This window comes from Micromonospora sp. NPDC000663 (assembly GCF_042898105.1).
Classification (GTDB): Bacteria; Actinomycetota; Actinomycetes; order Mycobacteriales; family Micromonosporaceae; genus Micromonospora.
Map to the genome: position 1 here is coordinate 1,225,854 of NZ_JBIAYR010000001.1, position 21,549 is coordinate 1,247,402.

Below are 21,549 nucleotides of genomic sequence, written 5' to 3' on the forward strand. Positions count from 1 at the left end.
TGGGGGAGGTCGTCCCACCGCGCCCGAACGGCACCAGCCGACCCTGACTTTGGTCAGGTCAGCGGCAGGTAGTCCTCCAGCAGCGCCGGCGTGAGCCCGGCCCGGTGGATCGCCTTCAACGCTCCCAGCAGGTCGTCCATGAGTGCCGGTCGGAAGTGCATGAGCAGCACGTCGCCGGGGCGTACGACCTTCTCCGGGGTCTGGTAGCGCACCTTCCCCTCGTGGACGGTCTCGGACCAGTGGAAGACGGCCCTCATGCCGCAGTCGTGCGCCGCCCGCAGGGTGCTGGCGTCGCGGTTGCCGAACGGCGGGCGGAACAGGGTGGGTCGCCTGCCGAACAGGGTCTCCAACCGGTCCGCCGCCCCGCAGATCTCCTGCCTCTGGAAGGCGTACGACCGGCCGGCCAGCGAGGTGTGCGTGATCGTGTGGTTCTCGACGACCCCACCGGCCGCCTCGATCTGCCGGAAGTAGTCGGTGTGCTCCTGCGCCGCCGGCGAGTTGAGGAACATCGTGACCGGGATGCGCGCCTCCCGGATGAAGTCGATCACGGCGGGTGGCCGGGCCAGCCCGCCGTCGTCGATGGTGATGAAGGCGACAGGCTGCTCGGTCGGCAGCCGGTGCCAGAACGGGGCAGAACCGGTCGCCGGCAGCGGCACCGGCTGCGGTGGCGGCGCGGGCGGGAACGTCGGCACCTGGGACACGTACCAGGCCAGGCTCCCCGGTGTGGGCTTTGCCGTGGGCGACGGCGAGGCCGACGGCGTCGGGGCGGACGGGGTCGGCAGCGGGGTCGTGGCGATCCGGCGCGCGTGGAACGTCGGCCCGACTGTGCAGGCACTCAGCGCCAGCAGAGCCAGAAGCGTTGTGACGACACGGATCCGACGGGATGGGGTGGCGGACACGCCCGGAAACATACCGAGTGGAGATCAGCCCGGGGGTCGCCGCACCACGAAGGCGTCAGGCATCCGGAAGGTGAGATTGTCCGGACACCAGGGCGGGCGGACGACCCGGATCCCGTCCAACAGCGGCGCGGCCTCGGCCACCACGACTGCCGCCTCCATCCGGGCCAGGACGTCACCGACGCAGCGGTGCGCGCCCGCCCCGAACGCCAGGTGCCGGCGCGATCCGCGCTGGCCGGGGCGGAACTCGTCGGGCGACTCGACGACCGCCGGATCGCGGCCGGCGCGGCCCAGCCACAGCACGAGGCTGGTGCCCGCCGGCACGTCAGTCCCGCCGACCGTGCCGTCCACCGCCGCCACCCGCCGCCACGTGACGATCGGCGGTTCCAGCCGCAGGCCCTCCTCCACCACGTCGGCGACCGCGACGTCGCCGGTCCGCAGCCCGTCCCGTACCGCCGGTTCGCCGGCGAGCCGGTGCAGCAGCAGGGTGAGGAACTGCGAGGTCGTCTCCTGCCCGGCGACCAGCAGGAAGAAGAGCGCACCTACCACCACGTCCGGCGGATGCCCGGCGGCGCGCAGGTCGCCGGCAAGCCCACCGCCGGTGGCCGCGAAGTCGCGCAGGACGCCGTGGAACCTGCCCACCTCGTCGGCGAGCGCCACCTGCCGGTCGGCGTCCAGCGGCGCCCAGAACAACTCCAGCGCGGCCCGGACGAACTCCTTGACCGCACCGACCGGCGCGTCCGGCAACTCCACCAGCCGGGCCAGCGCCAGCAGCGGCAGGTCGGCGGCGAGATCGGCGTACAGGTCGACGGGCCGGCCGGCGTCGAGCGTGGCGCCGAGCCGGGCGACCCGGCCCCGCACCAGCGCGGTGAGCCACTGCCGCTGCGCGGCGACCCGCGCGGGATGCAGCGCGTCCGCCACGATCGCCCGGATCGCCGGATGACTGGCGCCCGAGTTGTTCGCGAGGGTCGGCGGCAGCCGGAACCGGTGCCCGGCGAGCACCCGCAGCGCCGTCACAGGCATCGGCGTCACCGCGTCCAGCGCGTTGTCCGGCCGGTAGCTGACCGGGTCCGCGAGGACCTGCCGGACCAGCGCGTGCCTGGTGACGACCAGATGGCGTACGCCGACGTGGTCGGTCACCTCGACGACGTCCGGCCCGGGTGCCTCGACCGCGGACTCCCAGCTCCGGAACAGCACGCCGACACGCTAGCGGGCGGCTCCCGGCAGCCCGGGGCGCAACTGCCAGACGGTGGTGCGCTTCACCCGCACGCTCTCCAGCGCCTCCGGCACCGGCACGTCGTAGTGGGCCAACTCGTCGAAGCGGTCCCGGGGCAGGAACGCCCGACCGGGGTCACCGACAAGCGCCGGCGCGCCGGCCCGGGCGGCGCGCAGCAGGAACCGCAGCACCCGACGGGCCATCGCGTCGCTGTAGAAGACGTCACCGGCAAGCACCACCTCGGCGTCCCCGGCGTCGCCGTCGAGGATGTCGCCGAACTCGGCGTCGACGCGTACCCCGTTGGCCTCGGCGTTGAGCGCGACGGCCGCGACGGCCAGCTCGTCTACCTCGACGGCCCGCACGGACGCCGCGCCGGCCCGGGCGGCGGCGATGGCCACCAGTCCGGAGCCGGAGGCCAGGTCGAGCACCCGGCGGCCGGCGACCACCTGCGGGTGGTCGGTCACGTAGCGGGCGAGGGCCTGCCCGCCGGCCCAGGCGAACGCCCAGAACGGTGGCGGACGGTCGGTGCTGAACTCTCCCTCGGTCAGCTCCCAGAGCCCGATCGGTTCGTCCGCCTGGTGCAGCCGCACCTCGGGAACGAACGGGACCGGGGCCAGCCGCGCGTGCAGCCGGACGAAGGTGCTGGAGAGCTCGGACACCTGCCCGATTGTTCCAGCGACCAGTCGCCCGGCGTGTCGCGGGGGAGTGGTGACCGGTTCACCACCGTCGGTGAAAACCCACCCCGTGCTTGCCGCCCGGTGCGAACACACCCGTCTGGTCGGGGCACCGGCCCGCTCCTAGCGTTGCCAGGTGGAGACGACCGAACGGAGGCGGCGGTGGTGACGGTGTGGCGGAACGCGCTGAGGGCCGGGGTGGTGCTGGCCGGCCTGACCGGGGCGTTGCTGACCCTGGCCGCACCGGCACAGGCGGCCTTCGCGACCGAGATGAGTGGCCTGCCGGCCCGGTTCACGGCCGGCGACCAGGTACGCACGATCTCCGCCGTGGTCTCGCAGACGGACCGGCGCGCCGGCTGCGCGAAGGTGCGCTGGTCGATGGTGCTCACCGTGCGGGGCATCCGACTCGACCAGGTGAAGATGGACCGGGTGGAGGAGAACGGCGACTTCCCGCTGGAGATCCGGACCGAGGGAGACGTGGCCCGGCTGACCGACCGGCAGCTCGACCCGGGCACCCTCTGCCCAGGCCGCACGGTCACGGCCCGCTACCGGGTGGCCTTCGACGAGGACGTCACCCAGGGGCGGATCACCCTCGCCGCCGAGGCGTACGACGCGAACCTGCGGCTGCTGGCCCGGCAGACCGCCACCCGTTCGGTGGTGGGGGTGGGCGCCACAGCCACCGCTTCGCCAAAGCCGAGCGCGACGCCGACGTCGAGCGAGCCGACGGGCGAGCCGGAGGAGGCGGCGAGCACGCCTGCCGACGAGCCCGTCGCGGACCAGCCGGTCGATGCCGCACCGCCCGCTGCCGGCCGTCCGGTCTCGCAGGCCGGCGGGTTCGGCCTGGTGCACGCCGCGTTCCTGCTCGGCGGCCTGCTGCTCTCGCTCGGGGTGGGGCTGCTGCTGCGACTGCGCCACCTGACCCGGGCCGCGGCCACCGAGGCCGAGGAGCCGCCTGTGGACCGGCTCTGGGAACGGCCGGCACCCGCCGGCCGCTGGTGACCGCCCGCCGCCGACGATCGGGTACGCCGACGGCGGGCCGCCAGCCGTGGGGGCCGGCGGATCGCCGCCGGCCCCCACGGTGTCACCTGGTGAACGCCTGGAACTCGGCGATCCGGACCTGGTTGCGCGCCGGGCTGGCGGTCGCGCAGTCGGTCGTCGTGGCCGGGTCGTCGTCCTGCTCACCCGCGTAGTTCGGGCCGCCTGTGCACTGGCTGGCCAGCACCTCCAGCCGCAGGTGGGTGGCGACGGTGCTGGGCACCGTGAACGTCCGCAGGTTGATGTCCCGGCTGTACGCCCGGTACGCCCCGCCGGGGAACGCGTCGGCAGCACTCGTGTAGATCCGCTGCCAGCGCGACGGGTCCGCGCAGTCGGTGGTCCGGGCGTTGCACGCGGACACCGCGAACGAGCGCAGCGCGGTCAGCGCGTTCTGACTGCCGGTGTCGACGTCCCCGGCCACCGCGGGACGCAGCATCGCGCTGACGTTCACCCGCTTGACGGTCTGCGGCACGCCGCCCGGCAGCGCCACGGTGACCTGCCGCCCGGCCACCCCGTCCACCGAGGCCCAGTTCGTGGCCTCGGTGTCGTCGGCGATCCGGTCCAGGTTGACCCCGTCGCCGCTGATCGTGGCCCCGGACGTGGTGGACGCGAGGTTGCGGCTCAGCGACAGGTCGACAATTCCGCTCCGGCCGGCGTCGGCGACCACGCTGAGTCGCTGGTGCCCGAAGCCGGGCGCCACCGCCAGCAGGTCGTACGTGCCGGCCACCATCTCCACCGTGTCCGGGATCGGGGTCGCCGGGTCGGTGTCCGCGATCGGCGTCGCCCGGGCCTCGTACGCCCCGACGTACACCCGGATCGGCGCCTCGGCGCTCTCGCCGCGCGGGCGCAGGGTGAGCGTCGCGTTGCCGCCGCGCGGTGACGCGAAGCTCGGCGTCGGGTCGGTGTCGGCGGCGCCGTTGGTGACGGCGTCGCGGCCCATCCCGGAGCGGGCGAACTCCGCCCAGATCAGGTCCTGGTTCGCCCCGCCGAAGCGCAGCAGGTCGGCGGTGAGCATGTTGTCCCGCATGTCGAGCATGCTGACCTGGCTGGCCGCCTGGAGCAGGAACGAGTCGAAGACCAGCTGCGACCAGCGCCGGTTGCCGGGGCATTTGTCGGCGGCGACCTTGCCCTGCGCGCACTCCGCCTGCCGCTGGGGCGTGCCGAGGCCGTACCGCTTGACGAGTGCGGAGCGGACCCGGAAGTTGGTGGCGCCCCAGATCTCCCCGTCGGCGTGCACCGCCGGGCCTCCGGTGTTGTAGCCGATGTCCGAGTAGTTGAGCGGACTGCGGCTCAGGTCGTAGTTGCGGATGCCGCTGACCAGGTTGCCTGTCACGTAGCCGCCGGTGACGAAGGGCGTCTCGCCGGGCGCGCGCAGGCCGTTCTGGTAGAGGTACTCGGCGGCGAGCAGATCGCCCCACGACTCGCCCATCGCCCCGCCCTGGTGGCCGCCGATCCCGCTGTCCGGGCCGGCGATCATCCGGTTGGTGATCGCGTGCGTGTACTCGTGGCCGATCACCGTCATGTCGTAGTCGCCGTCGACGCACGGCGGGTACGGTCCGCCCGCCTGCGGCTGCCACAGGTACATGTTGGTGGTCGGCGGCAGCCCGTCGCGCGGCGTGCCCTGGTTGGCGTTGTTCCGGTTGCCGGTCAACGCGCCCTGCTGGGCGCGGCCCTGCTCGGCGTCACCGCCCAGACCGGCCGCTGTGAGGTTGACCGCCTGGAGGTTCCACGCCGACTCGGTGAAGCCGAGCTGGTACGCCCAGTCGTGCATCCGGTTGTGCATGGCGAAGAGGTTGGCGATCGACGCGTCCGCGTCGTTGCGCTGGGCGGAGGTGAACACCTCCGGGTTGCACTTCGCCTGGTGCCACTGGTCGGTGAACGGGTACTCGTAGCGGCGCTCCGGGCTGGTGGGCGCCGGGACGACAGGGGTGTTGTTGCCCCAGGACAGCACCGTGTTGGCCGAGTTGCCGCGCGAGGTGAAGGTGGGCTTGCCGGTGGCCGCGTCGACGTCCCACGGCTGGCCGGTGGCCGGGTCACGGAAGGCGGCCTGGCAACCGGGTGCCGGGTCGCCGCACCAGCGCACCCGTGGGTCCTGCCCGGGGCCGAGGTCGCGGGGCGGGGTCGCCGGGAAGACCGCCCAGCTCGGGTTGTCGGAGTCGAAGTCGACGAGGTCCTCCCGGACGAGCACCTTCCCGGTGATGCCGTCCACGTAGGTGGTGAACGCGGCCGGGTGGTCGCTGTCGGCGCCGATGAGTGTCACCTCGTACGCGGATCGGGGGCCGTCCACCGGGGTGGGTACCGCAACGGCGCGCACGGTGTGGCTGGCGACCGCTCCGGCGTCGAGCCCCGCGTCGGCGAGCGCGGCGGCGTACGCCTGCTCGGCGGTGCGGGTGGCCGGTGCCGGCGTGCCGGTGTCGCGCGCCAGCGAGGAGCTGACCGAGAGCACCGACCCGCCGGCGACGGCGACTGTGACGAGCCCGTCCGGTCCGGCCGGCAGGTCGCCGAAGCGTTGCCGGAGGGTGACCACGGCGCCGCTGCCGATGGGGCGTACCAGCACCCGTTCCATGGCGGCGACGGTGGGGGCGTCCATGCCGTACAGGTCGCGGTTGGCGGTCAGGTAGGCGCGGGCGGCGGCCTCGGGGTCGGTGGGCAGCCCGGTGGCGAGGGGGGTGCGGCCGGGGCCGAGCGCCTGCGGGGTGCCGAGGCGGTTCCACCGCACGTCGGGGTCCGCGGCGCGGGCCAGGCCGCGCTGGCGGGCGTCGGGTGCCGCCGTACCGGTGCGGTTGTCGACGTCGGCGGGTTGGTGGCCCTCGGCGAACGGGCCGGACCTGCGCTCGGCGGACGGTGGGTTCGCGCTGGGGGCCGCCGTGCTCACGCCGGTGGGGAGCAACGCGGCGGCCGTGGCCGTCGTCGCCAGGATGGCGATGAGCCGGCGTCGACGCCGGCTCATCGGGGGTGACCACTCCGGTTGTGGCACAGGACCTCCTCGTGGGAGCGGGATGGCCGGCGGTTGCCGACCGACGCTGCGCGGTGACGCATGCGCATCTGTGGATATCAGTCGGCCGGGGGCAGGGCAAGGTCCGGAGCCTGTGCAATGTCGTCGGCCCGCCATTCGGCGCGCGGCCGGTCGCCGGAGCGGGTCAGTCCAGCTCGGTCGGGTCGAGGCCCAGTTCCCGGGCGGTGACCAGCCGGACCCACTCGCCGAACTGTCGGCGGGAGATCACCCGGTCGTGCACGGCGAGCTGCACGGCCAGGCCGTCCATCACCGCGCTGATCCGCCAGGCCGCCCCGTCCGGGTCGGCGCACTGGAAGGTGCCGTCGGCCACGCCGGCGGCGATGACCGCTGCCAGGTCCTGCCGCCAGCGCAGGTCGAGCCGGCGGGAGACCTTCTCCAGCTCGGGGGTGCGCAGCGACTCGGACCAGCCGTCGATCCACATCGACCAGGAGGTGGCCCGCCCGGCCGGTGTGTAGAGCTTGAGGATCCGGCGGAGCTTGGTCAGTGGCGGGGCCGTGGACCGGATCACCGCGTCCAGTCGGGCCAGATCCTGCTCGACCGCGTACGCGAACGCCTGCGCGAGCAGCCGCTCCTTGGTGGCGAAGTGGTAGAAGACAAGCGCCTGGCTCACACCGGCGGCCTGCGCCACGTCCGCCGTCCGGGTGTTGGCCAGACCGCGCTCCACGATCACGTCACAGGCGGTGCGCAGCAGGGCATCCAGGCGGATCTCGGCCGCACGTCTCGTCACGACCGTTACCGTAACCCATCCGACCGAACACGAACAGTTACCGCCACTGTCCGATTCGCGCTGCGGCAGTCGGAAGCCGGACACTTCCAGGAGGTGCCCTCGGTCGTTCTTCTGAGGGTGTTCGTCGAGGTCCGTCACGCGTCGAACGGGTGCGGGGAGGCTGGTGGGCGGGGGTTGGGCCGCCGGTGCGCGGATGTGCCAATGATGCCGGAGTGTGACGGCACAACGTCAATTGAGACACCAGGCCAGCCCCCTAGGAAGCCCGGCCGGCGGTGGTCGTGATCTCGTCCGGCGCGACCGCCCGAGTCACCGGAACGGGACGGGACGCGCCGAGACGCCCCCCGAGTTGGCAGTCGTTCCCGGGCTCGGCTAAAGTTCTCATCCGTCACCCGGGAACGCCGGGGGCGTGCGGACGTAGCGCAGCTGGTAGCGCATCACCTTGCCAAGGTGAGGGTCGCGGGTTCGAATCCCGTCGTCCGCTCGGAGCTGCCGCCACGCATGACGGGGGCAACCTCGGTGGGGTGGCCGAGAGGCGAGGCAACGGCCTGCAAAGCCGTGTACGCGGGTTCAAATCCCGTCCCCACCTCGGCATTTATGCACGGGCGATTGGCGCAGTGGGAGCGCGCTTCCTTGACACGGAAGAGGTCACTGGTTCAAACCCAGTATCGCCCACCAGATGGACAGGTGATTCGTCGAGACCCGGTACCGGGTCTCGACGATTTCCGTTTCCGGAGTGATCAGCCGGGCCCGATCGGCCTCCCGTCACCCGCCGGCGCGGAGGACCTCGCTCAGCCGGTCGCGTCGCCGCAGCGCCGACTCGACAGGTACGACGGTGACGGCCGCCGCCAGCAGCGCCACGCTCACCAGGCCGAGCAGCCACCAAGGCAGGACCGCCCCCGGGTCGGCGGCCTGGCCGGTGAGCAGACGCAGGTCGAGCGGGCCGAGCGTCAGGCGCGCCAGGAGGGCCCCGAGTAGCGGGCCGCACACGGCGGCGACCACGACCGGCGGCAGCAGTTCTCCGGCGGCGACCCAGCGGGCGTCGCGTGGCCGCAGACCGAGGGTCCGTAGCCGGGTCAGGGTCTGCCACCGCTCCGACGCACCCGCGGCGGCCCCGAGCGCGAGGCCGAGCAACCCCAACGCCAGCAGCACCGCGGCGGCCGTCCACGCCAGCCGGAGCAGCCCTGCGGTCAACGGAGCCACCCGCTGCGCCCGCAGGACGTCCGGGCGTAGGACGACGTCGGCGGCGACGCCGCCGTTCGACACGGCCCGCGCCGCGCCGGGACCGGTCACCCAGACGGTGTTCGGAACGGCGGGCAGCCCGGCGTCGGCGAGGGCCGCGGCGTCCACGATGACGACGTCATCGGCGCCCCCGACGGAGGGCGCGGCACCGACCGCGACGAGGTGGATCGCCGGACCGCCGTCGCGGGGAAGCTGCAACCGCGTGCCGGGCCGCACATCGCCGTCGCTCGACCGGACCAGCGCCGGGACGTCCCCGGGGCCGGGTGCCGTGAGCCGGGCCAGCGCCGGCGCGTCGGGCAGCGGGGTGGTGGCCAGCAGGCGTCCGAACGCGGCGGCGTCCACGATGACCAGGCGTGGGGTGGACAGTGTCGAATCGGTGAAGACGCGCGCCGAGTCCGTCACCTGCGCGACGACGACCTGCTCCACCCCGGGTGCGGCGGCGATGCGCTCGACGAGTGCGGGCGTGGCGGCCTCGGCGTCGGCGCCCACGTCGAGGCGGGCGTCGGCGCCGACGGCGCTCCACGCGCCGTCGGCCAGGCCCCGGGTGACCGTGGCGCCGAGGATGAGCGCGAACGACGCGAGCGCCGTGGTGCTCACCAGAACCAGCAGCGGCAGCGCCCGCCCGGCCGTGGTCGCCGCCCGAGCGGCACCGAACACGGCAAGCGGGCGGCGCGAGCGCAGAGCCTGCCGGAGCGCGAACCGCGCCCCGAAGGGCAGCAGCCGGAGCAGGACGAGCGCGCCGACGAGCACGCCCAGAGCGGGTGCGCTGATCGGCAGGATCTGTTCGCTGGTCAGCTCACCGGTGTCGCCGCCGGAGGCGGCGGGCAGGAGCCCGCGCTGGCGCAGTGTGACGAGGGCGGCGACCGCGGCGACGAGGACCGCGGCCTCCACGGCGGCGCGGCGCAGTTGGCCGGTCGCCCGGATCCAGCGTCGGGCGGCCGGGTTGGCGGGTTGCCGCCGGTCGCGGCTGGCGCGGGCGGCGGCGAGGGTGCCGAACGCCGGCCCGGCGACGACACCGGCCAGGATCACCGGAACGACCCAGGACCAGGAGACGCCCGGAGCCACCGTGCGGGCGAGCGCGAGCCCGACGGCGGCGGCCGACAGGCACACCACTGTGGACTCGGCTATCAGTTCGGCGCCGAGGTCAGGTAGCGCCGCCCCACGCTGCCGGGCGGCGCCCAGCGCCGGGGTACGGCGGCGCACCAGCAGGTCGGCGGCGAGCAGCAGGACCAGCACCGTGGCGGTGAGGACCCCGGTGAGTAGGACGGCGGCCTGTGCGGACACGGCGCTGATCCGCGTACGGGCGGCGCGCAGGGTGGTGTCGAGCTGCGACTCCCACTTCAGGGACTCGTCGCGGGCGCCTGACGAGCCGGAGGCCGCCTTGAGTTTGACCACCTGGCTGGCGAGCGTCGCGCTGGTGTCCCAGCTGAGCGCGTCGGCTTCGGGGGCGAAGTGGACCGTGCGTCGCAGTTGGTTCTGGTCCACGGCGAGCCGGGCGTCCGGTAACGACTCGCGCGACAGCAGGCCGGCGAACCGGGTGACGCCCACGCCGTCGGCGCCGGGCACGGGGCGCAGGAGCGCCGGAGCCAGGAGCCAGGCAGGATCGCCGCTGTCCGCGGGTCGGTAGATCCCGCTGATCCGGACGTCCCTGTCGCGACCCCGGCCGTCCCTGACCGGGATCCGATCGCCGGGGCCGAGGTGGAGCGCGGCGGCATCCGCCTCGCAGAGGCCCACCTGCACCGGCCAGGGCGGTCCGTCGTAGGGGGTCTCCAGGTACTCGTCGGGGACGGCGGAGCCGGGCGCGCTGCCGGCCACCCAGGTCACGTCCGGGCCGCCGGCGTCACCGGCCAGATAGGTGAACTGGAAGGTACGCGGCATGTCGCCGTCGGTGATGCTCAGGATCGGGCCGTTGACGACGGCGATGGGCGGAAGCAGTGCGGCGTCCAGGTCGGGCCCGAGCGCGTCCGTCGCCCGGGCGCGGAAGTCGTCGACGTCGTCGGCGAGGCTGGCTGTCCGTACCCGCCCGCCGGTCGGGCCGTCGTCCCGTTCCCAGTCGGCGTGTGCGAGGACGTTCGAGTCGTGGCCGGAGCGGCGGGCCATGTCCTGGACGGCGTCGTCGGCGGCGGCGCGCAGCAGCGCCGGCACGGCACCGGCGAGCAGCGCGACGGCCGCGATGACGGCGGCGGTGAGCAGCAGCGGTCCGGCGTCGGTCCGGCCCCGGCCGCGGATGCTGGGCCAATGCGGCGTCGGCCACCGGCGGGCCAGCCACCGCTTCACGGCGCCACCCGCAGGTGCGCGGCGTCGGCCCGGCGGACCTGGACGGTGACCACGACGACGACCGCCAGCAGGCATCCGGCCAGCAGGATGGCGAGTAGTGCGGCCTCGGCCGGCCACGGCCACTGTGGCTGGGCGGCCGGGACGGGCGCGGTTCCGGTGTCGGAGCGTACGAGCAGGGGAGCGACGACGTGGGTGGCGAGCGCACCGACGGCCGCGCCCGCCGCGAGCAGGGGCAGCAGGACGCCGGCGTGCTGGCCGAGCAGCACGGCCCGGATGTCGCGTCGGGACATTCCCAGGCCGCGCAGCCGCGCCACCTCGACGGCGCGGACCTGGAGATCGCAGGTGACGTGCAGGACGACGCCGGCGAGCAGGAGCAGGGCCGCGGCCGGGACGATGAGCCGGAGCGCGCCCGGCAGCCCGGCGCGCAGCGGGCCGCCGGTGAGGCGGGCGGTCTCCGCCTCGCGGGTCGTGACGGTGCCCAGGTGCAGGGCGGTGGCCCGTTCGGCGGCGCCGGGACCGGCGGGGTGGCCGACCCACCAGGCGTCGACCGGGAACGTCAGATCGCCTGTGACGACGCGTGCGCGGGACAGCGTGTCCAGGTCGGCCAGGATGGCGACGGCGCCGGGGGCGGACGGTACGGTCGGCACGACCTGGGTGACGACGATCGGGACGGGCGTGATGCCGATCGTGACACTGAGCTTGCTGCCGCTGTCGGCGCCGACCTCGTCGGCGAAGCGGGCGGAGACGGCGACGGGCACCGGTCCGGGGTCCGGGAAGGCGCTGGCGACGAGGGTCCGGGCGGCATCGTCGGCGCCGCCGAGCTCGACGGTCGCGGCCATCCGCAGCGCGGTTCCCGTCGGCGTGGTGGACACCGTGACGGCCGGACCGCTCACCCTGCTCGGGACCGGTGGCGCGGACGTGGCGGTCCAGTCCGATCCGTCAGTTGCCCTCTCCGCCGACCCGGCGGGCGGCACGGTGAGCGTGACGGCTACGGCCACCGGGCCGCCGACCGCGTCGGTGGTGACCGGCAGAGCGACGGCGACGAGGCGCAGCCCGTCGGCCGTCGCGCAGGCGGGCAGCCGCACCTCCCGGCCGTCGAGCGGTACGGGGGGACCGGTGCAGGACGTGCGGAGGCCGGCGGCGTCCTGCAACAGCAGCCGGGGCGTCACGGTCAGCGGGGTGTCGCCGGCCGCGGTTCCGCTCAGGACCAGTGGGGCGCCGGCCGGAACGGCGAGGCCGGTGACCCGGGTGCGTGGCGCCAGCGTGGCGGCGACGTCGGCCCATCCTCGGTCGCTGTCCACCCGCCCGCGCAGCAGCGCGTCGGCGCGGATGGTGTCGACGGCGACCAGGCGGGGCGCGTCGCCTGCCGTGCCGAGCCACTGACCGACTGTGGTACCACGGTCGAGGGCCGGGCTCACCGCCCCCGCGGTGGCCGCGCCGACGAGCGCGCCGTCTCCGGCCACCGGGGCCGTGCCGAGGGTGAGTGCGAGGTCGGTGCCGACGGCGAGCGCGGCCTGGTCCCGCTGCGACTGGTGCCACGTGCTGTCGAAGGCGAGGCCGAAGGTCGCGGACGCGCAGGCCAGCCCGACCAGCAGCCCGGCGGCGACCGCCTGGGGCCGGCGGGCGGCCTCGGCGACCGCCAGCGGGAGCGCCAGCCCGCGGGCGCGGTACGCCAGCCGGTCGACGCCGCGCAGGGCGGGCAGTACCACCCGGAGCGCCAGGGCGGCACCTGCGGTGAGCAGCAGCGCCGGCGCGAGCACCCGGACCGCGTCGGCGCGAGGGCTGGCGGCGGTGGGCTGCGCGTACAGCTGCCACCACCCGGCGGCGGCGAACACCGCGAGCAGCAGGTCGGCGCCGGAGCGGGCCAGCAGTTCACGGCGGGTGCCCCGGTCGCCGGCTGCCGGGACGGGCCGGATCGCCAGGACGGTGAGGACGGCGGCGAGCACCAGCGCGCCACCGGCGACCGCGAGGACCTGGGCACCGACGATGGCAGGCCGTACGGTCAGGCCGGCGTCGTCAAGTGGTGGCAGACGGGTCAGGCCGGCGTGCACTGCCGACGAGGCGGGTGTCGCGAGCGCGGCGGCCACGGCGGCGACGATTCCGGCCTCGAGTGTCGCGGTGGCGGCGAGTTGGCGACGGCTGGTGCCCACGGCGGACCGCAGGGCGGTCTCGTCGGCGCGTATGCCCGCGGTCAGCCGGCCGGCGAGGACGAGTGCCGTCGCGGTCAGGACACCGCCGAGGACGGCGATGGCGAGCACGACGGCGGCGGTGACGTGTCGCTGGTCGTCGGCGGCCCGCAGGGTCAGCGGCAGGTCGGAGGCGACACGGGCGAGCGTGACACGGTCGCCGAGGGTGCCGGCCAGCCGGCGGTCGGCGTCGCGGACGCCTCCGGCCATGGATTCCAGGTCACTGCGGTTGGCGTGGGACAGGTCCGGATGGGCGGCGATCTCCATCCGGTCGACTGTGGCTCCGGTGGTGACCAGGTCGGCGAGGTCCACGAGGAACGGGCCGTAGGCGTTCACCGGCTGCAGGAAGCGGCCGTCCCGGTAGCCGGTGGCGGAGCCGGCCGCGGCGAGCGGGTCGCGCTCCCAGCCGCGTCCCGGCAGCGGGCGTACGACACCGACGACTGTCACGTCGATGGCCGGGACGGGCGGGTGGGCCAACTCGGTGCCGAGGCGTACCCGCTGGCCGGGGGTGAGGCCGAGCAGGTGGGCGGTGGACTCCAGCAGCACCGCGTCGCCGGGGTGCTGCGGCCAGCGCCCGGTGACCAGTTCGGCGCGGGTCGGCAGGTCGTCCATCCCGGACAGGTACGCCTGGGCCCCGACCGTGGTGCCCGGGGCGAGGGCGGGCGGCAGCGCTCGCAACACCGTCGAGGCCCGCGCGGTCGTCGTCACCGGGAACGGTGCGAACGCGGAGGCCACGACGGAACGGGTGTCGGCGGCGACGGACGGGACGTCCGGGCCCTCGACGGTTCCGGTGTAGACGGTCGCGTCGACGGCGGCGGGAGCGGCGCGGGCCATGGCGACCTCCAGTGCCCGCTCGGCCGTGCGGGTGACCAGCAGGGTGCAGGTCCCGAGCAGTGTCGCGCCTATCGTGACGACACCGAGGAGGGCTGCCAGCAACGGCCACTGCGCGCGGGCACGCCGGCTGACCAGCCTCAGCATCGTCGGGTCACCTGGCATCCGATGAGGGCTCGGACGGGTGCCCGGCCGCCTGGTCGTCGAGGCGCCCGTCGTGCAGGCGGATCACCCGGTCGGCCAGGGCCATCATCACCGCGTCGTGCGTCGACACCAGCACGGTGACGCCTTCGGACTCCGCTATCCCGCGCAGCAGGGCCATCACCGACAGGCCTGTCTCGGCGTCCAGTTGCCCGGTGGGTTCGTCGGCGAGCAGGAGCCGGGGCGAGGCGGCCAGCGCGCGGGCGATCGCCACCCGCTGCTGCTGGCCGCCGGACAGCTCGGCCGGCCGCTGCTGGGCGTGGTCGGCCAGGCCGACCAGGTCCAGTAGCAGCTCGACCCGCCGTTCGCGCTCGGCCGGGGCGACGCGGGCCAGCCGCAGCGGCGCGGCGACGTTCTCCGTTGCCGACAGCACCGGGATCAACCCGAAGCTCTGAAAGACGTACGACACCTTCTCGCGCCGCAGCCGGGACAGGCCGTCCTCGTCGAGCGCCGTGACGTCGGTGCCGTCGACGTGCACGGTGCCGGCGTCCGGGAGGTCCAGGCCGCCGATGACGTTGAGCAGGGTGGTCTTGCCCGAACCGGACCTGCCGACGAGCGCCACCATGGAACCGGCGGCCACGTCGAACGACACGCCGCGCAGGGCGTGGACGACTGTCGGCCCGGTGCGGAAGCGCCTGTGTACGCCGCGCACGCGCAGCAGGGGCTCGCCGCTCATTCGCCGCCTCGAGAGTCGGAGCGGATCGTGATGTGGTCGGATTCCAGGGCCAGCCGGACCCGTCGGGTCAGTGACAGCGCCTCGCGGAACTCGCGGGGCACCTGGACCCGCCCGGCCCGGTCCATCACGGCGTACTCCTCGGCTGTCATGTGCGTGTCGCCCTCCGCGTCGGTCGTGGCGCGGCGCAGCACCTCGCTGCTGGTGCGACCATCCCGGATCGCGACGGTCCGTTCGACCTGGCCGCTGACCTCCGGGTCGTGGGTCACCACGACAACTGTGACGCCGTACCGCCTGTTGACGTCCCGCAGCACACCGAAGACCTCCGCGGACGTGGCGGCGTCCAGCTCACCCGTCGGCTCGTCGGCGAGCAGGACCTGCGGCTGGTTGGCCAGTGCCACGGCGATCGCGACCCGCATCTGCTGCCCGCCGGAGAGTTGCCCGGGGCGGCGGTCGGCGCAGTCGGCGACGCCGAGGCTGTCCAGCAGCTCGGCCGCGCGCTCCCGGCGTTCCTTCTTCGCGGTACGGGCCGCCGTCATCGGCAGGTCCACCATCTCCCGCGCGGTCAGGTAGGGGATCAGGTTGCTCGCCGTCTGCTGCCGTACGAACCCGACGGTGTGCCGCCGGTAGTCCACCCGGTCCGCGCGGGACATCGCCAGCAGGTTCCACCTGTCGACCCGGACCCGCCCGGCGGTGGGGGCGTCGATGCCGGCCAGGATGGCGAGCAGCGTCGACTTGCCCGACCCGGAGGCGCCGACGACGGCGACCATCTCACCGCTCTGCACGGCCAGGTCCAGCCCCTGCAGTGCCTGCACCTCGACCGACCCGGTCTGGTAGATCCGCACCAGGTTCTCGCAGACGATGAGCGAGTCCCGGCCGAACTCGGGTGCCCGCGCGGACGGCTGCGGCAGGGACAGCGGGTTGCTGGACATTCCCAGCAGTTTCGCAATCGGCGGCTTCGTTGACCATGCCCCCGGGCGGCTTTTCTGGGTAACGCGCGCTGCCGGTACGCCTCACCAGCGCGGACGGCATCGGGCCACCCACCCGGACGTCGCCTACGCGGTGGCGGACAGCAGTGCCTCCGCGAGGTCGGTGCGGGCGCTGAGCAGGGTCCGGCCCCGGCGGTGGGTCACCACCAGGCCTGCCGCGCGCAGCGCCGTGAGGTGCTGGGAGACCCCGGCGGGTGACATCCCGCTGCGCCGGGCCAGCTCGGTGTTGCTGACCGGCCCGGTCAGCTCGGTGAGCAGCCGGGCCCGTCCGCGACCGAGCACGACGGCCAGCGCGTCCGGGACGCCGTTCGAGGGCTCCCACAGGGTGCCGAGGCCGCGGGCGGGGTAGGCGAGCTGGGGCGCGTCGCCGGCGGACACGCTCGCCACCGACGGCCAGACGAAGACCGACGGGACCAGCACCAGGCCGGGGCCGTCCGCGACGTCCGGGGCCAGGCAGTGCCGCTGCGCGACGACAAGCGTGTCGTCCTCCCACCGGACCTGCCGGTGCAGGTCGTTCAGGAGCACCGCCGCGCCGTCCTCGGCGAGCAGGCGGGCGCGGGCGGTGACGTCGGCGTCGAGCAGCAGCCGCAGCCGTGGCCAGTGCGGTGCCAGGGCGATCCGCCAGTACGCCTCGATCTCCTCGCACAGGTGGCGCAGCCCGGCCGGCGGATCGGCGTACAGGGTTGCGAGCGCCGGCGGCCGGTCGCCCGGATACAGGTCCAGGTGGGCGCGGACGGTGTCGGCCGGGGTGGCGCGCAGGGCTGCCAGTTCGGCGACCAGGTCGGGATTGAGACCGGCGGGAGGCGGGGTGAGGAAGTCCGCCAGGTAGCCGGGCGGGGCCGGTACGAGCTGCCAGAGCAGCGCGCCGTCCGCCTCGATCAGACCCGCCTCGATCAGGGGTCGACGCACCCGCCGTACCCAGGGCAGGTGGACCGCGTGGTCCCCGGGGTCGCGCAGCACCCGGACGCTCGCGACGATCTCCCAGAGGCAGGAGACGGCGAACCGGATGCGGGCGACGGCGCCCGCCGACATGCTGATGGCGACCACGGCACCCCCGGTGGATTCAGCTGGGACTGAAACATTACCGGCGGCGTCGGCGCCGCCCCAGACTTGCCGGGTGAGCGAACACCACACCCGAGCTGCCCTGTTCCGATCCCTGCACATCCCCGGGACGCCACTGGTCCTGGTCAACGCCTGGGACGCCGCGAGCGCCCGCATCGTGGCGGCGGCCGGCGTCCGCGCGGTGGCCACCACCAGCGCCGGCGTCGCCTGGAGCCTCGGCGCGGCCGACGGTGACGTCCTCGGCCGCGACGCGGCCGTCGACCTGATCGGCCGGATCACCGCCTCCGTGTCAGTGCCGGTCACCGCGGACATCGAGTCCGGGTACGGTGCGACACCGGTGGAGGTGGGCGTGACCACCCGCGCCGTGCTCGACGCCGGTGCCGTAGGCGTGAACATCGAGGACTCCCACCGCGCGGCCGGCCCGCCGTTGCGCGACGTACCCGACCAGTGCGCGCGGATCGCGGCGGTGCGGGGCGCTGCCGACGCGGCGGGACTGCCGCTCTTCGTCAACGCCCGGATCGACACGTTCCTCACCGGTGCCGGGGACGTCGACGAGACGGTGGCGCGGGCTACCGCCTACCTCGCCGCCGGCGCGGACGGCATCTTCGTGCCCGGGGTGGTCGCCCCGGAGACCATCAGCGCGCTGGTGGAGGCGGTGCCGGCACCGCTGAACGTGCTCGCCGGTCCCGGTGCGCCCACGGTGGGGGAACTGGCTCGGCTGGGCGTGGCGCGGGTGAGCCTCGGCTCGTCGGTGGCGGAGGCCGCGTACGCGGTGGCCCGCCGGGCGGCCAACGAGGCCCTCGGCGCGGGCACGTACGGCGCGCTGGCGGACGCCCTCGACTACGGCACGCTCAACTCGCTGATGGGATGAGCGGCGTCGTCACACGGCGTGGAACGGGGTGCGACGAGCCGGCCGCCTCGGGGGGAGGTGGCCGGCTCGGTAGGCGGAAGCCTCACAGCGGCGGGGCGATGTCCCGCCGCTCCTCGACCCGGCGGTACTCGACCGGCTGCTCGGTGCTGGTGACCACCGCGTTGCGGCGACGACCCCAGATCAGCGTGGTCATGATCAGGCCGAGCACACCGGCCCCCATCAGGATCCAGCCGACCACGTCGAGGTTGATGCCGCCGACGCTGGCGTCGAGCGCGAAGGTGAGGATCGCGCCGAGGGCGATCAGAAAGATGCTGGTGCCGATACCCACGACAGCCTCCTTAGGGGATGTGGTGTGCTGTCGAGGTCCTTCAGTACCCCGTCGTCAGGCAGCGCAACCGCCACCGCCGCAGGGTGCCGCGCCCGCCGATCTTGGCATCGGGTAGAGTCTCACCCGTCGCCGGCGCTCGCCGGGGGCGTGCGGACGTAGCGCAGCTGGTAGCGCATCACCTTGCCAAGGTGAGGGTCGCGGGTTCGAATCCCGTCGTCCGCTCTCGATCCGCCAGCTGGTTCCGGCGGAGACCACGGGCGATTGGCGCAGTGGGAGCGCGCTTCCTTGACACGGAAGAGGTCACTGGTTCAAACCCAGTATCGCCCACCATCCCTGAACGACCCGGTGGCCGTTCCGGCCGCCCGTTGCGGCACCCTGACCGCGCGCATCCAAGGCATCCCCCGTCGACAGCCGGTCGTTGGCTTCTGCCCAGGGCAGATCCGCTGCTGGTGAACGCGGGTGCCGCCGGCCATGGCTGGCGGGCAGGGTGGACGCATGCGACTGCTGATGTTGGGTGGGACGGGTTTCGTGGGCGGCGCGACGGTCGCCGAGGCGGTCCGCCGGGGCTGGTCGGTGACCGTGTTCAACCGTGGTCTGCACGGTGCGGTGCCGGCCGGCGTTCACCGGTTGCGGGGTGACCGGACCGCGCCGGACGGCCTCGCGGCGCTGGCGGGCGGCGAATGGGATCTGGTGGTCGACACCTGGGACGGCGCCCCGCGGGCGGTGCGGGACGCGGCCCGCGCGCTGGCTGGGAGGGTCGGGCACTACACCTACGTCTCCAGCGGCTCGGTCTACGCGCCACCCGTGCCGGCGCACGTCGGCGAAGAGGCGCCCACTGTGGACGGCTCCGCCGACGCCGTCGACGGGGACTACGCGCAGTGCAAGGCGGGCGGTGAGCTGGCCGCGACGGAGGTCCACGGCGAGCGCGCGTTGCTGGTGCGCGCCGGGCTGATCCTCGGCCCCGGGGAGGACATCGGCCGCCTGCCCTGGTGGCTGCAGCGGGTCGCGCGCGGCGGCGACGTGCTCGCACCCGGCCCGGCGGACCTGCCGGTGCAGTACATCGACGTGCGGGACCTCGCCGGGTGGACGCTCGACCGGGCCGCCGAGGGCGTCGGCGGCGCGTTCAACGTCGTCAGCCGCTCCGGGCACAGCACGATGGGGGAGCTGCTGGCGTCGGCCGTCGCGGTGACCGGCTCTGACGCCCGGCTGCGGTGGACCGACCCGGAGCCGATCCTGGCCGCCGGCGTCGTGCCGTGGAACGACCTGCCGATCTGGGTTCCACCAGGTCACGAGTTCCGGTGGTTGCAGGAGCGCGGCGTGGAGAAGGCGTACGCGGCGGGGCTGACCTGCCGCCCGGTGGCCGACACGGTCGCCGACACCTGGCGGTGGCTGCGGTCGGTCGGGTCGGTGCCGCCGCGCGCCGGACGTCCGGCGCGGGTGGCGGTGGGCCTGGACGCGCAGCGGGAGGCGGCGCTGCTCGCCTGAGCGTTGTCACTGCCGGTGGTGCCGGGGTCAGGCCGGCACCACCGGCAGCTCCAACACCTCGTCGACCGAGCGGCGTGGGGTGGGCCGGCCCGGCTGGCCGTACCCGATCCGCAGCACCATCTGCGGGGTGCCGAACCGGCCCAGCGCCAGCCGCAACTGGTCCCGGGCGGTGGGCACCTCGATCGGTTGGGAGAGCATCGACACGCTGAGCCCGGCGTCGGTGGCGGTGAGCAGCAGCCGTTGCAGCGCCTGCCCGGCGACGACCTGGTCCACGGCGGTGTTGCCCATCGACCCGAGCACGCCCACCAGCGGCTCCGGTTCGAAGTCCCGCCCCGGCGCCCGGTCGCGGCTGCCGAAGCCGCGCGTCGGCAGCAGGTCCTGCGGTTCGCCCTGCGGGCCGCCGGCCGAGGCGGGTACGCCGTCCGGCGCGGGCTCCCGGCGCAGCCACTCCTCGCGTTCGGCCCGGTAGGCCGGGTCGCGCTCCAGCACCCGGTGCGCGCTGTGGGCGATCTCGCCGAACGCCGTGACCGCGCTGATCCCGACCAGTAGTTCCAGCCAGCAGTCCTCGGCGCGGGCGGCCTCGCCGAGCCGCCACCGAGCGTCGGCAGGCACCGGGTCCGGCCAGAACGGCATCCGGTTGCTGAACCGGCGGGGGATGGCCGCGTACAGGCTCTGCTCGGTGGGGGTGGGCCGACGCGGAACGTCCGGCACCAGCCGGGCCAACAGGTCCGGCTCGGCCGGGTCGGGACGCAGTCGTACCCGGGCCGGGAGACCCGCCACGGCCAGCGCGACGCGCACATTGAACAGGGCCGCGCCGCAGGCGATCCGGACCCCCCACCCGTTCGGGTCGGTCGCCGGCAGCCGGCGGGTCTGGTCGGCCAGCACCTCGATCCCACCGTCGCGCAGGCGCAGCCGCCACGGCTGGGTGTTGTGCAACGACGGCGCCCGGACCGCGTCCACGGCGGCGGCGCGCAGGTGGGCCGGGCTGTAGCCGACGTCCATGGCGGTGCTCCTCTCGGTCCGGCCGGTCGCCGAGACGTGCGGCCGACGCACCCCCACGGTCCGCCCCACGGGTGGGTGGCGAGCAGGGCCGGACGTCCCGACCAGCCGGGTCCGACCGCCCGCGAACTCCGGCCCGTCCTGATCGGGACCTTCGGCCCGTGCGGTGGGGCGCGGCAACGGGGTAGAAACGAGGGATGATCCGCGTCTTCCTCCTCGACGACCATGAGGTCGTCCGCCGTGGCCTGGCCGACCTGCTGCAGAGCAGCGGCGACATCGAGGTGGTCGGCGAGTCCGGCTCCGCGCAGGAGGCGGCCCGCCGCATCCCCGCGCTGCGGCCCGACGTGGCGATCCTCGACGCCCGACTGCCCGACGGCAACGGCATCGACGTGTGCCGCGACGTCCGGGCCGTCGACTCGTCCATCAAGGGCCTCATCCTCACCTCGTACGAGGACGACGAGGCGCTGTTCGCCGCGATCATGGCGGGCGCCGCCGGGTACGTGCTCAAGCAGATCCGCGGCACCGACCTGGTCGACGCGGTGCGCCGGGTGGCGGCCGGGCAGTCGCTGCTCGACCCGGCGATCACCACCCGGGTGCTGGAGCGCATCCGCAACGGTGTCGAGCAGCCGCGCGAGCTGAAGTCCCTCACCGAGCAGGAACGGCGGATCCTGGAGTACGTGGCGGAGGGGCTGACCAACCGGGAGATCGCCGGGAAGATGTTCCTGGCCGAGAAGACTGTGAAGAACTACGTGTCGAGCGTGCTGGCCAAGCTGGGCCTGGAACGCCGTACGCAGGCCGCCGTCCTGGCGACCCGCCTGCTCGGCAAGACTCCCTGACCCGACCC

General features: G+C 74.5%; 16 protein-coding genes and 5 tRNA genes. 9 read left to right on the forward strand and 12 right to left on the reverse strand.

From position 1 onward, the window contains the following. Window positions 1-53: 53 nt before the first annotated feature. From ACFY1S_RS05875 to ACFY1S_RS05885, 3 genes are read right to left on the reverse strand one after another with little or no spacing between them, the layout of a single operon-like run. Window positions 54-899 (reverse strand): polysaccharide deacetylase family protein, encoded by an 846-nt coding sequence (locus tag ACFY1S_RS05875; RefSeq protein WP_387113234.1) that lies wholly within the window; start codon window positions 897-899, stop codon window positions 54-56. 24 nt (window positions 900-923) lie between these two features. Then, window positions 924-2,093 carry a cytochrome P450 gene (locus ACFY1S_RS05880; RefSeq protein WP_387113236.1) on the reverse strand — a complete coding sequence of 390 codons (1,170 nt, stop codon included), beginning with the start codon at window positions 2,091-2,093 and terminating at the stop codon, window positions 924-926. A 9-nt stretch (window positions 2,094-2,102) separates the two neighbouring features. Then, the gene (locus ACFY1S_RS05885; protein ID WP_387113238.1) at window positions 2,103-2,771 is read right to left on the reverse strand and encodes a class I SAM-dependent methyltransferase; all 669 of its coding nucleotides are present in this window, start codon (window positions 2,769-2,771) and stop codon (window positions 2,103-2,105) included. Window positions 2,772-2,948: 177 nt separating this feature from the next. Here ACFY1S_RS05885 and ACFY1S_RS05890 point away from each other — a divergent pair, with 177 nt between their 5' ends. Beyond that, window positions 2,949-3,785, forward strand: coding sequence for a hypothetical protein (locus ACFY1S_RS05890; protein WP_387113240.1), 837 nt, complete (start codon window positions 2,949-2,951; stop codon window positions 3,783-3,785). An 82-nt stretch (window positions 3,786-3,867) separates the two neighbouring features. On the opposite strand, the gene ACFY1S_RS05895 is transcribed toward ACFY1S_RS05890, so the two are convergent. After that, window positions 3,868-6,798 (reverse strand): M36 family metallopeptidase, encoded by a 2,931-nt coding sequence (locus tag ACFY1S_RS05895; protein ID WP_387113242.1) that lies wholly within the window; start codon window positions 6,796-6,798, stop codon window positions 3,868-3,870. A gap of 163 nt (window positions 6,799-6,961) precedes the next feature. Then, window positions 6,962-7,564 carry a TetR/AcrR family transcriptional regulator gene (locus tag ACFY1S_RS05900; protein ID WP_364374827.1) on the reverse strand — a complete coding sequence of 201 codons (603 nt, stop codon included), beginning with the start codon at window positions 7,562-7,564 and terminating at the stop codon, window positions 6,962-6,964. A 408-nt stretch (window positions 7,565-7,972) separates the two neighbouring features. Here ACFY1S_RS05900 and ACFY1S_RS05905 point away from each other — a divergent pair. The 3 genes from ACFY1S_RS05905 to ACFY1S_RS05915 all read left to right on the forward strand — a co-directional run bounded on the left by ACFY1S_RS05905 (window position 7,973) and on the right by ACFY1S_RS05915 (window position 8,239). Next, window positions 7,973-8,045 (forward strand) — tRNA-Gly (locus tag ACFY1S_RS05905). Between the two features lie 34 nt (window positions 8,046-8,079). Next, a tRNA-Cys gene (locus ACFY1S_RS05910) sits at window positions 8,080-8,150 on the forward strand. 14 nt (window positions 8,151-8,164) lie between these two features. After that, window positions 8,165-8,239, forward strand: a tRNA-Val gene (locus ACFY1S_RS05915). 87 nt (window positions 8,240-8,326) lie between these two features. On the opposite strand, the gene ACFY1S_RS05920 is transcribed toward ACFY1S_RS05915, so the two are convergent. The 5 genes from ACFY1S_RS05920 to ACFY1S_RS05940 form a co-directional block, all read right to left on the reverse strand. Then, window positions 8,327-11,080 (reverse strand): ABC transporter permease, encoded by a 2,754-nt coding sequence (locus tag ACFY1S_RS05920; protein ID WP_387113244.1) that lies wholly within the window; start codon window positions 11,078-11,080, stop codon window positions 8,327-8,329. Beyond that, complete coding sequence (locus ACFY1S_RS05925) at window positions 11,077-14,244, reverse strand: FtsX-like permease family protein (RefSeq protein WP_387113246.1); 3,168 nt, start codon at window positions 14,242-14,244, stop codon at window positions 11,077-11,079. Before ACFY1S_RS05925 ends, ACFY1S_RS05920 begins: the two co-directional genes overlap by 4 nt. Window positions 14,245-14,251: 7 nt before the next feature. Continuing rightward, complete coding sequence (locus ACFY1S_RS05930; RefSeq protein ID WP_387113248.1) at window positions 14,252-14,974, reverse strand: ABC transporter ATP-binding protein; 723 nt, start codon at window positions 14,972-14,974, stop codon at window positions 14,252-14,254. Then, window positions 14,971-15,903 carry an ABC transporter ATP-binding protein gene (locus tag ACFY1S_RS05935; protein ID WP_387113250.1) on the reverse strand — a complete coding sequence of 311 codons (933 nt, stop codon included), beginning with the start codon at window positions 15,901-15,903 and terminating at the stop codon, window positions 14,971-14,973. Before ACFY1S_RS05935 ends, ACFY1S_RS05930 begins: the two co-directional genes overlap by 4 nt. A 123-nt stretch (window positions 15,904-16,026) precedes the next feature. Further along, window positions 16,027-17,007: a DUF5937 family protein gene (locus ACFY1S_RS05940; protein ID WP_387113252.1), complete on the reverse strand. Its 981-nt coding sequence runs from the start codon at window positions 17,005-17,007 to the stop codon at window positions 16,027-16,029. 70 nt (window positions 17,008-17,077) lie between these two features. Here ACFY1S_RS05940 and ACFY1S_RS05945 point away from each other — a divergent pair, with 70 nt between their 5' ends. Beyond that, a complete protein-coding gene (locus ACFY1S_RS05945; RefSeq protein WP_387113254.1) occupies window positions 17,078-17,893 on the forward strand; it encodes an isocitrate lyase/phosphoenolpyruvate mutase family protein in 816 nt (271 codons plus the stop codon). Window positions 17,894-17,975: 82 nt separating this feature from the next. Here the strand turns inward: ACFY1S_RS05945 and ACFY1S_RS05950 are convergent, their stop codons facing one another. After that, a complete protein-coding gene (locus ACFY1S_RS05950; protein ID WP_387113256.1) occupies window positions 17,976-18,221 on the reverse strand; it encodes a DUF6458 family protein in 246 nt (81 codons plus the stop codon). A gap of 149 nt (window positions 18,222-18,370) precedes the next feature. On the opposite strand from ACFY1S_RS05950, the gene ACFY1S_RS05955 reads away from it, so the two are divergent. From ACFY1S_RS05955 to ACFY1S_RS05965, 3 genes are all read left to right on the forward strand, one after another. Next, window positions 18,371-18,443: transfer RNA gene (locus ACFY1S_RS05955), tRNA-Gly, on the forward strand. Window positions 18,444-18,476: 33 nt separating this feature from the next. Continuing rightward, window positions 18,477-18,551: transfer RNA gene (locus ACFY1S_RS05960), tRNA-Val, on the forward strand. Window positions 18,552-18,716: 165 nt separating this feature from the next. Then, entirely contained in the window at window positions 18,717-19,706 is a 990-nt protein-coding gene (locus ACFY1S_RS05965; protein WP_387113258.1) for an NAD-dependent epimerase/dehydratase family protein, read from the forward strand. A 27-nt stretch (window positions 19,707-19,733) separates the two neighbouring features. Here ACFY1S_RS05965 and ACFY1S_RS05970 read toward each other — a convergent pair whose 3' ends face one another. Then, the gene (locus tag ACFY1S_RS05970) at window positions 19,734-20,708 is read right to left on the reverse strand and encodes an Acg family FMN-binding oxidoreductase (RefSeq protein WP_387113260.1); all 975 of its coding nucleotides are present in this window, start codon (window positions 20,706-20,708) and stop codon (window positions 19,734-19,736) included. A 194-nt stretch (window positions 20,709-20,902) separates the two neighbouring features. Here ACFY1S_RS05970 and ACFY1S_RS05975 point away from each other — a divergent pair, with 194 nt between their 5' ends. Further along, on the forward strand, window positions 20,903-21,541 hold the full coding sequence (locus tag ACFY1S_RS05975; RefSeq protein WP_285793775.1) for a response regulator transcription factor: 639 nt from the start codon (window positions 20,903-20,905) through the stop codon (window positions 21,539-21,541). Window positions 21,542-21,549 lie beyond the last annotated feature (8 nt).

Excerpts from the sequence above, each read along its gene's own strand:
- ACFY1S_RS05925 (WP_387113246.1), bottom strand. The coding sequence starts at position 14,244 with ATGCTGAGGCTGGTCAGCCGGCGTGCCCGCGCGCAGTGGCCGTTGCTG.
- ACFY1S_RS05930 (WP_387113248.1), bottom strand. The coding sequence starts at position 14,974 with ATGAGCGGCGAGCCCCTGCTGCGCGTGCGCGGCGTACACAGGCGCTTC.
- ACFY1S_RS05935 (WP_387113250.1), bottom strand. The coding sequence starts at position 15,903 with ATGTCCAGCAACCCGCTGTCCCTGCCGCAGCCGTCCGCGCGGGCACCC.
- ACFY1S_RS05965 (WP_387113258.1), top strand. The coding sequence starts at position 18,717 with ATGCGACTGCTGATGTTGGGTGGGACGGGTTTCGTGGGCGGCGCGACG.
- ACFY1S_RS05970 (WP_387113260.1), bottom strand. The coding sequence starts at position 20,708 with ATGGACGTCGGCTACAGCCCGGCCCACCTGCGCGCCGCCGCCGTGGAC.
- ACFY1S_RS05975 (WP_285793775.1), top strand. The coding sequence starts at position 20,903 with ATGATCCGCGTCTTCCTCCTCGACGACCATGAGGTCGTCCGCCGTGGC.